Origin of the sequence: Streptococcus shenyangsis (assembly GCF_006385785.1) — a bacterium.
Lineage (GTDB): Bacteria > Bacillota > Bacilli > Lactobacillales > Streptococcaceae > Streptococcus > Streptococcus shenyangsis.
Genome location: NZ_VFSH01000001.1, coordinates 79,885 through 95,370, shown reverse-complemented (window position 1 = coordinate 95,370; position 15,486 = coordinate 79,885). Strand labels below are relative to the sequence as shown.

Here is a 15,486-nt window from a genome sequence, read left to right as displayed (position 1 = left end):
TTGCTTCTATTTAAAAATAAAATAAGGAGATCAAATCATGAATCTTTTGATTATGGGCTTACCTGGTGCAGGTAAGGGAACTCAAGCAGCAAAAATCGTAGAACAATTCCATGTTGCACATATCTCAACAGGTGATATGTTCCGCGCTGCAATGGCAAATCAAACTGAAATGGGTGTTCTTGCTAAGTCATACATTGACAAGGGTGAATTGGTTCCTGACGAAGTTACAAATGGAATCGTAAAAGAACGTCTTTCACAAGATGATATTAAAGAAACAGGATTCTTGTTGGATGGTTACCCACGTACAATCGAACAAGCTCATGCCTTGGATAAAACATTGGCTGAACTTGGCATCGAACTAGAAGGTGTTATCAACATCGAAGTGAATCCAGACAGCCTCTTGGAACGTTTGAGTGGTCGTATCATCCACCGCGTAACTGGAGAAACTTTCCACAAGGTCTTTAACCCACCAGTTGACTATAAAGAAGAAGATTATTACCAACGTGAAGATGATAAGCCCGAGACAGTAAAACGTCGTTTGGATGTAAATATTGCTCAAGGGGAACCAATCATTGCTCACTACCGTGCCAAAGGTTTGGTTCATGACATCGAAGGTAATCAAGATATCAATGATGTCTTCTCAGATATCGAAAAAGTATTGACAAATTTGAAATAAAGCGTTTTTCACACTTGCAAAAATCCGCTACAAATGTTATACTGAGATAGTCTGACTTATAATTGTTGTCTCTGTGTCTAGAGGCATCGAATCGAAATTTATGGAGGTGCTTTTGCGTGGCAAAAGACGATGTGATTGAAGTTGAAGGCAAAGTAGTTGATACAATGCCGAATGCAATGTTTACGGTTGAACTTGAAAATGGACATCAGATTTTAGCAACAGTTTCTGGTAAAATTCGTAAAAACTATATTCGTATTTTAGCGGGAGATCGTGTTACTGTCGAAATGAGTCCATATGACTTGACACGTGGACGTATCACTTACCGCTTTAAATAATCGAAAAACTTGGAGGGATAAGAAATGAAAGTAAGACCATCGGTCAAACCAATTTGCGAATACTGTAAAGTTATTCGTCGTAATGGTCGTGTTATGGTAATTTGCCCAGCAAATCCAAAACACAAACAACGTCAAGGATAAGATAGAAAGGAGAAAACATGGCTCGTATTGCTGGAGTTGACATTCCAAATGACAAACGCGTAGTAATCTCATTGACTTATGTTTATGGTATCGGACTTGCAACATCTAAGAAAATTTTGGCTGCTGCTGGAATCTCAGAAGATGTTCGTGTACGTGATCTTACATCAGATCAAGAAGATGCTATCCGTCGTGAAGTGGATGCAATCAAAGTTGAAGGTGACCTTCGTCGTGAAGTAAACTTGAACATCAAACGTTTGATGGAAATCGGTTCATACCGTGGTATCCGTCACCGTCGTGGACTTCCTGTCCGTGGACAAAACACTAAAAACAACGCTCGCACTCGTAAAGGTAAAGCTGTTGCGATCGCTGGTAAGAAAAAATAATATAGGAGGTAAAAGTCTTGGCTAAACCAACACGTAAACGTCGTGTGAAAAAGAATATCGAATCTGGTATTGCTCATATTCACGCTACATTTAATAACACTATTGTTATGATTACTGATGTGCATGGTAATGCAATTGCTTGGTCATCAGCTGGTGCTCTTGGTTTCAAAGGTTCTCGTAAATCTACACCATTCGCTGCTCAAATGGCTTCTGAAGCTGCTGCTAAATCTGCACAAGAACACGGTCTTAAATCAGTTGAAGTTACTGTAAAAGGTCCAGGTTCTGGTCGTGAGTCAGCTATTCGTGCGCTTGCTGCCGCTGGTCTTGAAGTAACAGCAATTCGTGATGTGACTCCAGTGCCACACAATGGTGCTCGTCCTCCAAAACGTCGCCGTGTATAATCATCGCATTACACTGCTTTTCGTTTAAGAGGGAGTAACTAAATGATCGAGTTTGAAAAACCAAATATAACAAAAATTGATGAAAATAAAGATTATGGCAAGTTTGTAATCGAACCACTTGAACGTGGCTACGGTACAACTCTTGGTAACTCTCTTCGTCGTGTACTTCTAGCTTCTCTACCAGGAGCAGCTGTGACATCTATCAACATTGATGGTGTGTTACATGAGTTTGACACAGTTCCAGGTGTTCGTGAAGACGTGATGCAAATCATTCTGAACATTAAAGGAATTGCAGTGAAATCGTACGTTGAAGACGAAAAAATCATCGAACTAGATGTTGAAGGTCCTGCTGAAGTAACAGCTGGTGACATTTTGACAGATAGCGATATTGAAATTGTAAATCCAGATCATTATCTCTTTACAATCGGTGAAGGTTCTTCTCTAAAAGCGACTATGACTGTTAACAGTGGTCGTGGATATGTACCTGCTGATGAAAATAAAAAAGATAATGCACCAGTTGGAACACTTGCTGTAGATTCTATTTATACACCAGTTACGAAAGTCAACTATCAAGTGGAACCTGCTCGTGTAGGTAGCAATGATGGATTTGACAAACTAACCCTTGAAATCTTGACAAATGGAACAATTATTCCAGAAGATGCTTTAGGGCTTTCAGCACGTATTTTGACAGAACATCTTGATTTGTTTACAAATCTTACTGAGATTGCTAAGTCAACTGAAGTGATGAAAGAAGCTGACACTGAATCTGACGACCGTATTTTGGATCGTACGATTGAGGAACTGGACTTGTCTGTGCGTTCATACAACTGTTTGAAACGTGCCGGTATCAATACTGTGCATGATTTAACAGAAAAATCTGAAGCAGAGATGATGAAAGTACGAAATCTTGGACGCAAGAGTTTGGAAGAAGTGAAACTCAAACTCATTGATTTGGGTCTTGGATTAAAAGATAAATAAAGGAGGAATACATGGCTTACCGTAAACTAGGACGCACTAGCTCACAACGTAAAGCAATGCTTCGCGATTTGACAACTGACCTTTTGATCAACGAATCAATTGTGACAACTGAAGCTCGTGCTAAAGAAATCCGTAAAACTGTTGAAAAAATGATTACTCTAGGTAAACGTGGTGATTTGCATGCACGTCGTCAAGCAGCTGCTTTCGTACGTAATGAAATCGCATCTGAAAACTATGATGAAGCAACTGATAAGTACACTTCTACTACAGCACTTCAAAAATTGTTCTCAGAAATTGCACCTCGTTATGCTGAACGTAACGGTGGATACACTCGTATCCTTAAAACTGAACCACGTCGTGGTGATGCAGCGCCAATGGCGATCATCGAATTAGTATAAAATCATCAATTTTGTTGAGTGTTATGATGATGGAGTCTTGTGCTCTTAGTCTAGCTCTGGTCTACCGCTAGGATTTCGGTCCTAGCGGGAACACTCATCATAAGTTGGGATAGTAGACGCTTGTTTACGAAATTGTTTTTTTCCTAAGAACAACTTCGTAAGCAGGCGTTTTTGAGTATTTTAGTTAGAATTATGCTATACTATTTAAGAAGAAATCTGTTTAATGTTCAGGTTTCCTATTTTAAGAAGAATTGGAGTTTGCTTATGAAAGCGATTATAACTGTTGTTGGTAAAGATAAATCTGGAATTGTTGCAGGTGTTTCTGGTAAAATTGCAGAATTGGGTTTGAATATTGATGATATCTCTCAAACTGTATTGGATGAATATTTCACGATGATGGCTGTCGTCTCTAGTGATGAAAAACAAGATTTCACTTATCTTCGTAATGAATTTGAAGCTTTTGGGCAAACTTTGAATGTGAAAATTAATATTCAAAGTGCTGCGATTTTCGAAGCTATGTATAATATCTAGGAGGTGCACATGGATATTAGACAAGTTACTGAAACTATAGCTATGATTGAGGAGCAAAACTTCGATATCAGAACCATTACCATGGGGATTTCCCTTTTGGACTGTATCGATCCAGATATCAATAGTGCTGCGGAGAAAATTTATCAAAAGATTACGAGCAAGGCGGCTAATTTAGTGGCTGTTGGCGATGAGATTGCAGCTGAGTTGGGAATTCCTATCGTTAATAAGCGTGTATCGGTGACTCCTATTTCTCTGATTGGAGCAGCGACAGATGCGACAGACTATGTGGTTCTGGCAAAAGCGCTTGATAAGGCTGCGAAAGAGATTGGTGTGGACTTTATTGGTGGTTTCTCTGCCTTGGTACAAAAAGGTTATCAAAAGGGAGATGAGATTCTAATCAATTCTATTCCTCGTGCTTTGGCTGAAACGGATAAGGTTTGCTCGTCAGTTAATATTGGCTCAACCAAGTCTGGTATTAATATGACGGCTGTGGCAGATATGGGACGAGTTATTAAGGAAACGGCTAATCTATCAGATATGGGAGCGGCCAAGTTGGTTGTATTTGCTAATGCTGTTGAGGACAATCCATTTATGGCGGGTGCCTTTCATGGTGTTGGGGAGGCAGATGTTATCATCAATGTCGGAGTTTCTGGTCCTGGTGTGGTGAAACGTGCCTTGGAAAAAGTTCGTGGAGAGAGCTTTGACGTAGTAGCCGAAACAGTTAAGAAAACTGCCTTTAAAATCACTCGTATCGGTCAATTGGTTGGTCAAATGGCCAGTGAGAGACTGGGTGTGGAGTTTGGTATTGTGGACTTGAGTTTGGCGCCAACTCCTGCGGTTGGAGATTCTGTTGCACGTGTCCTTGAGGAAATGGGGCTAGAAACAGTTGGAACACACGGGACGACGGCTGCCTTGGCACTCTTGAACGACCAAGTTAAGAAGGGCGGAGTGATGGCCTGCAACCAAGTCGGTGGTTTGTCTGGTGCCTTTATTCCTGTTTCTGAGGATGAAGGAATGATTGCTGCAGTGCAAAATGGCTCTCTTAATCTGGAAAAACTAGAAGCTATGACGGCTATCTGTTCCGTTGGTTTGGATATGATTGCCATCCCAGAAGATACGCCTGCTGAAACCATTGCGGCTATGATTGCGGATGAGGCTGCAATTGGTGTCATTAATATGAAAACAACAGCTGTTCGTATCATTCCTAAAGGAAAAGAAGGAGACATGATTGAGTTTGGTGGTCTATTAGGTACTGCACCCGTTATGAAGGTCAATGGGGCTTCGTCTGTTGATTTCATCTCTCGTGGAGGACAAATCCCAGCACCAATTCATAGTTTTAAAAATTAAGAAAATAGGAGAAAATGATGAAAAAAGAAATGAAACATGCTTTAGTAGCTTTAGGACTGTCGACTTTACTAGTCCCAACTTTCGCCAATCAAGTAGTTTATGCGCAGGAAGAAAGCCATGAAACTACCACTAGTGTGAGTCCAGAAGATATTAAGAAAATGATAGAGGAAACGAAAGATGATTTACAAAATTTCAAAAAGCAAGTAGAACATCGTCTCTTTGAAGAAATTGACAAAGGAGAATGGGATATAGTCTCTATTTCCAAGAGTGATGTAAGCTCTATTAAGGATGAATTGAGAGAAGAACTTAATAACAATTTAAAATATTCTATGGAACAGTTAGAGAATCTAAGAAACTATAGCTTAGAAAGAAAAATTCCTTTGAAAGAGTTATCAAAGATTTTATCAGATTTTAAAAAATCGCAATTAAGCTACATTAATGGCGATGGAGAAAAAGGTAATCATTTTGCCTATAGAATGAAGCATGCTGTTGCTAAACTTGCTATATTAAAGAAAAAGAATCTTGTAATTTCTCAAGTAAATAATGATTCTCACTATACAGAATTAGAGAAAAAAGAAATGTTAGATAGAGTTTCGAGATACTACTCACCTGGTTTTCATCAATCTGGTTTTGATGAAGATAATGATAAGTATTTAACTTTATTTAATAATCAAGATAATTTAAACACATATCTTAAGAAAGTTTCTCTATTTTTATCTAACAATCATTATCCGATTTCTACAGTACCTAAAGAAAAGAATATCCGAGAAATTAATGCTGTTGCCTTTATGGAGAAGACGGCTATTAGTAATGATGATACACTTTCGAAAGCAGAAAAGATTTCTATGTTTAGTAAGATTGATGATATAGTTGAAGAAGGGATACACAAAGTTAAGAGGGAAGCTGGTCTTTTACATGAGGAGGAACCTGAATTAGTACACATGCTATCCCCTGAGGAGCTATCTGTATTTACTAAGCGTATCGAAGATGTTTACCAAGGAAAAGCTAAGCCTAAGGTGACAAAAGAAGAGGCTATTCAAGCAGTTTCTACTGGGACTTCATCCTCAGTTTCAACTTCATCTCAATCTACCGTTACAGCTAATGAAGAGACTAAGAAAGATCATCAAGCAAGTAAGTGGTTTAAAGAGTCTGGTAAATGGTACTACAATGACCTTTCTGGTAATCTTGTAAGAAACCGTTGGGTAGGCCGTTATTATCTAAAAGCAGATGCTTCAATGGCTGCGAGTGAATGGATTTATGATGATGATTATAAGAGCTGGTTTTATGTAGATTCAACTGGTAGTTATGTAGAGAAAGCTTGGCAGGGAGAATATTACCTAAAACGTGGTGGTTACATGGCTAAGAGTGAGTGGGTATTTGATTCTCAGTATGATAGTTGGTATTATCTGAACCAAGACGGCAAGTACGCTCGTAATCAATGGATTAAGGATGGAGATAAGTGGTATTACTTGCTAGCTGATGGGAAATTAGCAAAAAATATGACCATTAACGGTTATAAAGTAAATGAAAAAGGTGAATGGGTTTAATTTTTTAAGTTCTATTTAAGGTTGGCTGTGTATACTATAATCATTAAATAAAGACCTCCTAATATTATTTGAAACAGATAATACTGATTTAGTTTGAATTTGATTTTCATCTAATATCTTTATTTAATAGAACTCCTAAACTTTTTCATAATAATCTCCTGCAAAAGTCGCCTGTATGGGTGGCTTTTGTTTTATCATCCATGATATAATAGAAGCAAACGGAGGACGGAAAATGGTAAAAGTACGATTGTATTTGGTACGTCATGGCAAGACCATGTTTAACACGATTGGTCGCGCGCAAGGTTGGAGCGATACTCCCTTAACAGCTGAAGGTGAACGAGGAATTCAAGAATTAGGAATCGGTTTGCGAGAATCTGGTTTACAGTTTGAGCGCGCTTATTCGAGTGATTCTGGTCGCACCATTCAGACAATGGGAATCATCCTTGATGAACTTGGCTTGCAGGGAAAAATCCCTTATCGCATGGACAAGCGTATCAGAGAATGGTGTTTTGGTAGTTTTGACGGAGCCTACGATGGCGATCTTTTCATGGGCATTATTCCTCGTATCTTTAATGTGGACCATGTTCATCAATTGTCTTATGCTGAACTGGCTGAGGGCTTGGTAGAGGTCGATACAGCTGGTTGGGCTGAAGGCTGGGAAAAACTCAGTGGTCGAATCAAGGAAGGTTTTGAAGCGATTGCCAAAGAAATGGAAGAACAAGGTGGGGGCAATGCTCTCGTTGTCAGCCATGGAATGACCATTGGAACCATTGTTTATCTGATTAATGGTATGCATCCGCATGGTCTCGATAATGGTAGCGTGACAATCCTTGAATATGAGGACGGGCAGTTTAGCGTTGAAGTTGTCGGTGACCGTAGTTACCGAGAACTAGGACGGGAGAAGATGGAGGAAGCCTCTATTTAATTAGTCTAGACTTGCTTGCTCTGAACTAGGGATTTAATAAGAATATCAAGATAAGAAAAAACAGCCGAGGATAATCTTTTCGGCTGTTTTTGATGGGGGAAACTAAAGTGTAATGCTGTTGCTTTTAGAGATTTTCATAAACAAGAGCAAGGAAGCTACTGTTAGAACAGTCAGGATAGTTGACAAGGCTGCAGCTACACCGTAATTTCCTCTGAGAACTTCTGTATAAATGGCTACAGTCATTGTTCTTGTTTTGACATTGTAGAGGAGGATAGAAGTAGAGAGTTCTGAAATCATTGTGACCCAAGATAGGATGGCTCCAGAAATAATACCAGATAGCATCATTGGAGTTGTAATCTTGGCAAAGGTATTGAGACGGCTACTTCCTAAGCTTTCAGCAGCTTCTTCAATACTTGGTGCTATTTGTTGCAAGCTAGCAACAGATGAGCGAATAGTATACGGTAATCTTCTGACAGATAGGGACATAATTAAGATGAAAGCTGTCCCTGTAATCATAAGAAATCCACTTCCAAATAGACCAGTATTGAAAGAAGAAATGAAGGCAATCCCTAGAACGGTTCCTGGTACAATATAAGGTACCATACTGAGGCTGTCAATTAAGTTTGTAAACAAATTCCGTTTTCTAACGGCTAGGTAGGAGATAAATGTTGCGAATAGGACAACTAGAACTAAGGCAATCAAAGGGATACGAATAGTATTGAAAATAGCAGATCCCATACGATTGAAAGCTACCTTGTAACTGTTTAGAGAATAGCCTTTGACAAATACCATACCTGATGTTTTTAGGAAAGAAGTATAAATCAAGTAGACTTGAGGTAGAACAGAGAACAAGATAATTCCGTAGACTGTCGCATAAATGGCAGCCATTTTTCCTTTTGTAGTTTTTTTAGGCTCAATTGGATGGAGCGAATTCATACTGAAACTGTAGCGATTTGAAATGTATTTTTGGATAAGGAAAATTGCTAAGGCAATGATAATCGCCATAATTGCTAAAGCAGATGCAAAAGCAGAATTTCCTCCAACCTCGCTAATAAATTGGGTATAAATCAAGACCGGGAAAGTCCGATATCCTTCACCAATTAACATCGGTGTTCCAAAGTCTGAGAATGCTCTCATAAATACAAGCAGGGCAGCCGCTAGTAAGGTTGGAACTAGGAGAGGTAAAATAACCGTTACGATACGCTTAAATCCGAAGGAACCCATGCTTTCAGCGGCTTCAAGTAGAGAATTGTCAATACTTTTCATTGTCCCAGCAACGTATAGAAATACCAGTGGAAATAGTTGAAGTGTAAAGACAAGTACAATTCCTTTGAATCCATAAATATCGATAGCTGGAAGATGAAGGGTATTTGTCAGGAATTTAGTAATGACCCCATTTCGTCCTAGCAAGAGAATCCAGGAGTAGGCTCCCACGAAAGGAGCTGACATGGAAGCAATGATAATCAATATTTGTAGAAATTTCTTTCCCTTGAAATCATACATGGAAAAGAGGTAAGCTAATAGGGTTCCTACGACTAAGGAAGTGACAGTAGCGGTAATGGAAACCTTGAAACTGTTGACTAGTGTCTCAGAGTAGTAGGCTTTACTAAAGAAAGTGACAAAATTAGCTAGTGAGAATTGTCCTTCATGTATGAGTGCTTGCTTGAGCACGGTAACGATAGGATAAACGAGAAAGACAAGATAGGTAAGAAAGATGAAGAAAGAGGAGGCTGTCCAAATATTTAGTTTTTTACGTTCCATGGTTGACTCCTTTTATCAGGTTTTGAGAACCATCTGCAGAAAAGACGTTTAATTTTTGAGTATTGATTCGTAGACGAATACGATCGCCTTTTTGTAGATCTTCTTCAAAAGTTGATTCTTCGCTAACTTGAATTTTTGAGGCAAAGCCTGTCTCGATGAAGTATTCAGTATTCAGTCCAAGATAGACGCTATCGCTAATAATTCCTTCAATATCACCAGATTCATCTTTGATAAACTCTTCAGGACGAATGCTTACATGAATAGCTTGTGCATCAGCCTGATCAAGAGCTGGCATTCGAAGAGCATAGCCATCTGAAAAGACGATATAAGCGCCGTCGCTCCGTTTTTCAAGATTGGCAGGGATAATATTTGTGCGTCCGATAAAGGTTGCTACAAACTCATTAGCTGGTTTATGATAGAGTTCTTTTGGCCGACCGATTTGTTGGATGACTCCGTCTTTCATAACAGCAATTTGGTCTGAAATAGCCATAGCTTCTTCTTGGTCGTGGGTCACATAAACAGTTGTAATTCCCACTTCGTGTTGGATTTCTCGAATAGCTTGACGCATATCCAAGCGAAGTTTGGCATCTAGGTTACTAAGTGGTTCGTCCATGAGGAGAACACTTGGATTAACAGCTAAGGCACGTGCCAAGGCGACACGTTGTTGTTGTCCCCCACTGAGTTTATCGGGCTTTCGATCCGCATATTGAGCAATTTGCATGAGTTCAAGATATTTATTGGTTTGTTGAATCAATTCTTCTTTTGGAACCTTCTTTTGCTTGAGACCAAAAGCGACATTATCTCGGACAGTCAAATGTGGGAAAATAGCGTAGTTTTGGAAAACCATCCCGATATTGCGTTTGCTGGGTTCCATATTATTGATTTTTGTATCATCGAAGTAAAATTCTCCGCCTTCGATACTGTTGAAACCTGCAATCATACGAAGAAGTGTCGTTTTCCCACACCCTGAAGGTCCAAGAAGGGTAAAGAGACTTCCTTTTGGAATTGTAATGTTCAAATTCTCAATAACAGGGACATCGTGGTAGATTTTTTTGGCGTTAATAATTTTGATCTCACTCATAGTGAACCTCTTTTACTGTTTAGATTGGATATCTGTAAAGACTTCGTTGTATTTTTTAACGATATCTGATTTATTCTTGATGACATAATCATAATCTTCAGTGAGTGTTTTGATTTTGTCAATTGGTTTCATATTTTCGCTCGTTTTAGCATTTTTACGAACAGGACGGTTAGTAGTGGTTGTACCAAGTGTATCTTGTACTTCTTGAGAGATAATAAAATCGATAAATTTCTTGGCATTTTCCATATTTTTCGCTTTTTTAACGATAGCAGCACTAGCAGGTAGGAAGACTGTTCCTTCTTTTGGATAGACTACCTTAATGTTAGCTCCGTCATTTAAGAGTTTAACTGCTGGATCTTCATAAGAGAGACCAACAGCCATTTCTCCGTCAGCGACTGCTTTATAGACACCAGATGAGCTTGAACCGATTTTACCATCAATAAGTGTGAAGAGATCTTTTACATAAGACCAAGCTTTATCGTCTTTGTAACCACCTTGAGCTTGTAGCATATTTGTTAATTGAGCAAAGGCGCTAGAAGAGTTTGCTGGGTCAGCAGTTGCGATTTTTCCTTTTAGTTCAGGTTTGAGAAGGTCGCTATATCCTTCGATGTTCATGCCTTTCGTTAAATCAGGATTGATGATTAAAACACTACCATCTAGTGTATAAGGTGTAGAGTAGCCAGTTGTGTTTTGATATTCTTTGATAACATTATCATTTTCTTTTGAAGTATAGTTTTCAAAGAGTTCTCCGTGGGTAGCATATTGTGTATAAGAACCACCAAAGATGACATCAGCTACAGGAGCTTCTTTTTCTGACTCTAGTTTTTTGAAAAGTTCTCCAGTGCCAGCTTGAATCAGTTCTACTTTGATACCATATTTCTCTTCAAAGGCAGGAATAGTTGCTCCGATTAAGCCCTCTGAGTTTGGTGAATAAACGACTAGCGAACCGCCGTCTCCTTTATCAGATGAACCGCCATCGGCAGATTCATTAGAAGAACAAGCAGCAAGACCAAAAAGAGCTAGTCCGCAAGCAGCATAATACATCCATTTCTTTTTCATGATGGATACCTCCGTTGTGTTATTTAAGTTTATTTTAAAACAATGTAAGCGTTTTTAAAACCGATAATTCTATTCTATTAGAGTAAAATTCTCTACAAAAACGGAAGTAATCATTTTGATTTTATAGTAGAGTTTGACAGTTAATCACTGTCAAGTCAAATTTTATTTTTTAGATTGGATATCTGTAAAAATGTCATTGTACTTTTTAAGAATGGCGGATTTGTTTTTAATGACATAATTGGAATCTTCAGTGGCAATATTGATTTCTGTCATAGCCTTCATATTTTTATTGGTTTTAGCATTTTTACGAATAGGTCGGATTGTAGTTTCGGTTCCTAGCTTATCTTGGATTTCTTGTGAAAGGAGGAAGTCGATAAATTTCTTGGCATTTTCCATGTGTTTAGCGTTTTTGACGATAGCTGCATTACCAGGTAAAAAGACGGTTCCTTCTTTCGGATAAATGACTTTTACATCAACTCCATCATTTAAGAGTTTTAAGGCAGGATCTTCATAGGTTAGTCCTACAGCCATTTCTCCATCGGCGACAGCTTTGTAAACATTTGAAGAGCTAGATGCAATCTTTCCATCTACTAGGGTAAAGAGATTTTTCACATAGGTCCAAGCTTGTTCATTTTCGTATCCACCTTGGTCCACAAGCATATTTGTTAATTGAGCAAATGCGCTAGAAGCATTACTAGGATCAGCAGTAGCAATTTTTCCTTTTAATTTAGGATTGAGTAGATCATTGTAACCTTCAATTTTTATATCTTTTGTAAGGGCTGAATTGGCAATGATAACACTGACATCCAGTGTATAAGGTGTGTAGAATCCTGTTTTATTTTGATATTCAGGGATTATCTGGTCGTTCTCTTGAGAAATATAAGGTTCAAAAAGATTTTCGTTAGAAGAGAAGAGGGCGTAGGAGCCTCCGAAAATGACATCAGCTACAGGGGATTCTTTTTCGGCCTCAGCTTTTTTGAACAATTCACCAGTGCTGGCTTGTACTAAATCAACCTTAATACCATATTTTTCTTCGAAGGCTGGGATTGTTTCTTCGATAAGGTCTTCAGGATTAGGTGAGTAGACAACTAAAGTGTTATCTGAATCTTTTTCAGAGCTAGTTTCCGCTTCTATAGGTGAAGAACATCCTGATAAAGAAAGGAATATCCAGCTAAAAGAGAGAAAGAATAGTATTTTTTTCATAAGTATCTCCTTTTTACGAACATTTTCTCTACCTAGATTGTTAATGTTTTTAAATTGTAGAGTCCTACAGGATATAATAAAAACCTTAAAGAAATCTAAAACGAAAAATAGGAAATGAGTTCCTAGAGCAAGGATTGGTGAATTTTAGCTGTGATTTTGATGGTAATACTCTTCAAAACACGTCGCTTTATCTGCAATCTCAAAGCTATGATTTGAGTAGTTAGCACTTTGATTTTCATTGAGTAAAAGTACAAAATAAAAAGATTGCCTGAGCTGAGCAATCCTTTTACATCAATGGTTTTTATCCATGAGTTTTAATTCTTTTGGAGAAATATGGAGATATTTTTTAAAAACTTTGGCAAAATATTTATAGTCTGAAAATCCAACTTGTTCAGAGATATCGCTTAAGGGAGAATTAGGGGATTCAGCCATTTTATCTATAGCTTGCTTGAGGCGGTAGCGTAAGATATATTCATTTAGCGTCATTGGGAAGTCTTCTTTGATAACCTTATATAGATAACTTTCGCTATACCCTAGATTCTCTGCAATGCTAGAAATGGTAAAGTGCATACAGTAGTGTTGATGCACAAATTCAAGAATTTGCTGAATGATTTGGTTTTGTGTATCAACTTGTTGGATAGAGGTGAGTAAAGTTTGATACTCTTCTAAAAAAGGAGTTTCTTGACGAGTGCTAACTCGTAATCGCAAAACAATTTTTTGAAGACATTCTGTCAACTCCTTGGTATCAATTGGTTTGGATAAGAAATCAACTGCTCCATATTGCATGGCTTTTTTGGCATTTTGAAAATCGTTATAACCTGATAAGATAACTTTTTCATAAGAAAGAGTACGAGTAGCTTCGAACATCATAAAAGCATCCATAATTGGCATTGTGATGTCTGTTAAGACAATATGAGGTTCTTTTTCTTGGATGAGTTTCATTCCCTCTTGACCGTGACTGGCAGTTCCTACGACTTGGATACCTAAGGCAGAGTAGTCTATGGCAATCTCTAGCCATTTTCGAATGAGGTGTTCGTCCTCTACGATAATGAGCTTAAACATGAGTTAGTCCTTTCGTTATAAATTTGACCCAAGTTTCTCCTTGGCGATTGACTCCTAAATCTAGCTGGACATCAGAAAAGAAATTGCTCAATCGTTTATAGCTGTTCACGATGCCATGCTGGGTATGAGGGCTTTCTAAAGAGTCTAAAATAGCGAGTCGCTCTTGTTTTGTGAGCCCTCCGGCGTTATCCTTGACTAAAAAAGTCAGAGAATCTGCTTCCCAGGTAATTTGGATATCTATATGAAGATCAATACGGTATTGCATCCCATATTTTATAGCATTTTCTACTAGAGGAAGCAAGAAAAGTTTAGGAATAGGCTGATTATCGACAGTTTCTGGGCAGACAATATCATAGGAAAAGTGCTCGAAACGAATCTTATGAATAATCAGGTAATCCTCTATAATCTTTAAATCCTGACAAATGGTTGTTTCTTTTTCTAAATCGGTGATACTGTAGCGAAGAATGCGCGTAAGGTTTTGAATCAGGTCTTGTGTGAGAGCTGCATCCATTAAAGAAGTGACTTTAATCGTCTCAAGTGTTCTCAAGTGTATTGTAGAGAAAATGAGGATTGAACTGAGCTTCCAGCATTTTTCTTTCAAAAATCCACTTTTCTTTTTCTATGGTCAACATTTTTTGATGAAGTTGATCTAATTCGTACAACATATTGTTGATTTTTTCTGCCATAAACTCAAACTCATCACCTGTTTGTAGAGAAAGCCTTTTTTCTGCTTGTTTGGGAATTTCTTGAAGTTGGTAAACCAAGCTTTCAATAGGAACAGCGTTGTGTGTAGCAATTTTGTGAGCAATTCGTCTTGCTTGCCAGAAGTAGAGGAAGAATATACATAAGGTGAGAATGGAGGCTAGGCCAAGTAAGCTAGGAATAGGAAAGAAGGATTGAAAAGTATAGATTGAAAAAATAGCACCGACTTTTTCTTTTTGAACAATAAGCGGTTCGTTCGCATACCAGTGGGTGCGAGAGTGTAGGAGTTTTTCATCAAATTTTTCAAGAGTGGAACGAGTAAATTGATTTGTATTGTTGGAAAACATATTACCAAAGTTATCGGTAATGATGTATTTAGAATTTATCATTGGGAAACTTGAGATGAAATCATTCTCATTTACGAAAGCAATCGTATAGGCTATAACTCGTTGGTTTTGAAGTAGTGGTTTGATAAAGAGTGTGTAATGTTGTTTATCTGAAGAGAGTGCAATTTTTTCTGTCACTTTTTCTTGAGAAGGATTTTGAATGAGCAGTTTTAGATAGTAGGGAGATAAAATACTTTCTTGATGATTTCGATTGGTACTAAATAGTAATTCACCTGCATCACTTAGGATAATGAGGTCAGAACTAAGTTTTAATTTAGCTTTGGTCTCGTAAAATAAGCTAAAGACTTCTCGCTCTGTGTGTTTGCCATCCAAAAATCCAGGAATCATTTTATGGTTCATAGTAGTCAGGAGCTCATTATTTGCTTCTTTCATTTCTTGAACCTGTTTTACAATCTGTCTTGTGTCTTTGGAGAGTTGCTGCTTTTGTAAAAAATAGGAAAAACCAAAAAGTAAAATGAGTAGTAAAAGAGAGGTCATAAAAGCTGCGATAGAGCTTCTATGGAGAATTTCTTTTTGGAGAGATTTTTTAAAGGAATGAGACATTCGCTA

18 protein-coding genes are annotated in these 15,486 nt (G+C 38.0%); 11 read left to right on the top strand and 7 right to left on the bottom strand.

Annotated elements, in window-relative coordinates; translation table 11 throughout:
- Window positions 1-37: 37 nt before the first annotated feature.
- The 11 genes from FJR77_RS00425 (at window position 38) to FJR77_RS00375 (ending at window position 7,662) form a co-directional block, all read left to right on the top strand.
- Window positions 38-676 (top strand): adenylate kinase, encoded by a 639-nt coding sequence (locus FJR77_RS00425; protein WP_001050436.1) that lies wholly within the window; start codon window positions 38-40, stop codon window positions 674-676.
- 116 nt (window positions 677-792) lie between these two features.
- On the top strand, window positions 793-1,011 hold the full coding sequence (gene infA, locus FJR77_RS00420) for a translation initiation factor IF-1 (RefSeq protein ID WP_001029883.1): 219 nt from the start codon (window positions 793-795) through the stop codon (window positions 1,009-1,011).
- A gap of 24 nt (window positions 1,012-1,035) precedes the next feature.
- Window positions 1,036-1,152, top strand: coding sequence for a 50S ribosomal protein L36 (gene rpmJ / locus FJR77_RS00415; RefSeq protein ID WP_001808836.1), 117 nt, complete (start codon window positions 1,036-1,038; stop codon window positions 1,150-1,152).
- A gap of 17 nt (window positions 1,153-1,169) precedes the next feature.
- Window positions 1,170-1,535 carry a 30S ribosomal protein S13 gene (gene rpsM, locus FJR77_RS00410; protein ID WP_000090781.1) on the top strand — a complete coding sequence of 122 codons (366 nt, stop codon included), beginning with the start codon at window positions 1,170-1,172 and terminating at the stop codon, window positions 1,533-1,535.
- Window positions 1,536-1,552: 17 nt separating this feature from the next.
- Window positions 1,553-1,936 (top strand): 30S ribosomal protein S11, encoded by a 384-nt coding sequence (gene rpsK, locus FJR77_RS00405; protein ID WP_001118385.1) that lies wholly within the window; start codon window positions 1,553-1,555, stop codon window positions 1,934-1,936.
- A gap of 42 nt (window positions 1,937-1,978) precedes the next feature.
- A complete protein-coding gene (locus FJR77_RS00400) occupies window positions 1,979-2,914 on the top strand; it encodes a DNA-directed RNA polymerase subunit alpha (RefSeq protein ID WP_000568988.1) in 936 nt (311 codons plus the stop codon).
- A gap of 11 nt (window positions 2,915-2,925) precedes the next feature.
- Window positions 2,926-3,312: a 50S ribosomal protein L17 gene (gene rplQ / locus FJR77_RS00395; protein ID WP_000331493.1), complete on the top strand. Its 387-nt coding sequence runs from the start codon at window positions 2,926-2,928 to the stop codon at window positions 3,310-3,312.
- Between the two features lie 264 nt (window positions 3,313-3,576).
- Entirely contained in the window at window positions 3,577-3,843 is a 267-nt protein-coding gene (locus tag FJR77_RS00390; RefSeq protein WP_000644124.1) for an ACT domain-containing protein, read from the top strand.
- Between the two features lie 9 nt (window positions 3,844-3,852).
- A complete protein-coding gene (locus tag FJR77_RS00385; protein WP_140860020.1) occupies window positions 3,853-5,190 on the top strand; it encodes a PFL family protein in 1,338 nt (445 codons plus the stop codon).
- A 17-nt stretch (window positions 5,191-5,207) separates the two neighbouring features.
- Window positions 5,208-6,737, top strand: coding sequence for an N-acetylmuramoyl-L-alanine amidase family protein (locus tag FJR77_RS00380; RefSeq protein ID WP_140832955.1), 1,530 nt, complete (start codon window positions 5,208-5,210; stop codon window positions 6,735-6,737).
- Window positions 6,738-6,969: 232 nt separating this feature from the next.
- A complete protein-coding gene (locus FJR77_RS00375) occupies window positions 6,970-7,662 on the top strand; it encodes a histidine phosphatase family protein (protein WP_000241548.1) in 693 nt (230 codons plus the stop codon).
- Between the two features lie 102 nt (window positions 7,663-7,764).
- On the opposite strand, the gene FJR77_RS00370 is transcribed toward FJR77_RS00375, so the two are convergent.
- From FJR77_RS00370 to FJR77_RS00345, 7 genes are all read right to left on the bottom strand, one after another.
- Window positions 7,765-9,423: an ABC transporter permease gene (locus FJR77_RS00370; RefSeq protein WP_140832957.1), complete on the bottom strand. Its 1,659-nt coding sequence runs from the start codon at window positions 9,421-9,423 to the stop codon at window positions 7,765-7,767.
- Window positions 9,413-10,504, bottom strand: coding sequence for an ABC transporter ATP-binding protein (locus tag FJR77_RS00365; RefSeq protein ID WP_140832959.1), 1,092 nt, complete (start codon window positions 10,502-10,504; stop codon window positions 9,413-9,415). Before FJR77_RS00365 ends, FJR77_RS00370 begins: the two co-directional genes overlap by 11 nt.
- Window positions 10,505-10,516: 12 nt before the next feature.
- Window positions 10,517-11,563, bottom strand: coding sequence for an ABC transporter substrate-binding protein (locus FJR77_RS00360; RefSeq protein WP_061758910.1), 1,047 nt, complete (start codon window positions 11,561-11,563; stop codon window positions 10,517-10,519).
- Between the two features lie 162 nt (window positions 11,564-11,725).
- Window positions 11,726-12,766: an ABC transporter substrate-binding protein gene (locus FJR77_RS00355; protein WP_061758909.1), complete on the bottom strand. Its 1,041-nt coding sequence runs from the start codon at window positions 12,764-12,766 to the stop codon at window positions 11,726-11,728.
- A 291-nt stretch (window positions 12,767-13,057) separates the two neighbouring features.
- Complete coding sequence (locus tag FJR77_RS00350; RefSeq protein ID WP_079114801.1) at window positions 13,058-13,828, bottom strand: response regulator transcription factor; 771 nt, start codon at window positions 13,826-13,828, stop codon at window positions 13,058-13,060.
- Entirely contained in the window at window positions 13,821-14,375 is a 555-nt protein-coding gene (locus tag FJR77_RS10230; RefSeq protein WP_235888709.1) for a sensor histidine kinase, read from the bottom strand. Before FJR77_RS10230 ends, FJR77_RS00350 begins: the two co-directional genes overlap by 8 nt.
- Window positions 14,362-15,480 carry a sensor histidine kinase gene (locus FJR77_RS00345; protein WP_235888708.1) on the bottom strand — a complete coding sequence of 373 codons (1,119 nt, stop codon included), beginning with the start codon at window positions 15,478-15,480 and terminating at the stop codon, window positions 14,362-14,364. Before FJR77_RS00345 ends, FJR77_RS10230 begins: the two co-directional genes overlap by 14 nt.
- Window positions 15,481-15,486 lie beyond the last annotated feature (6 nt).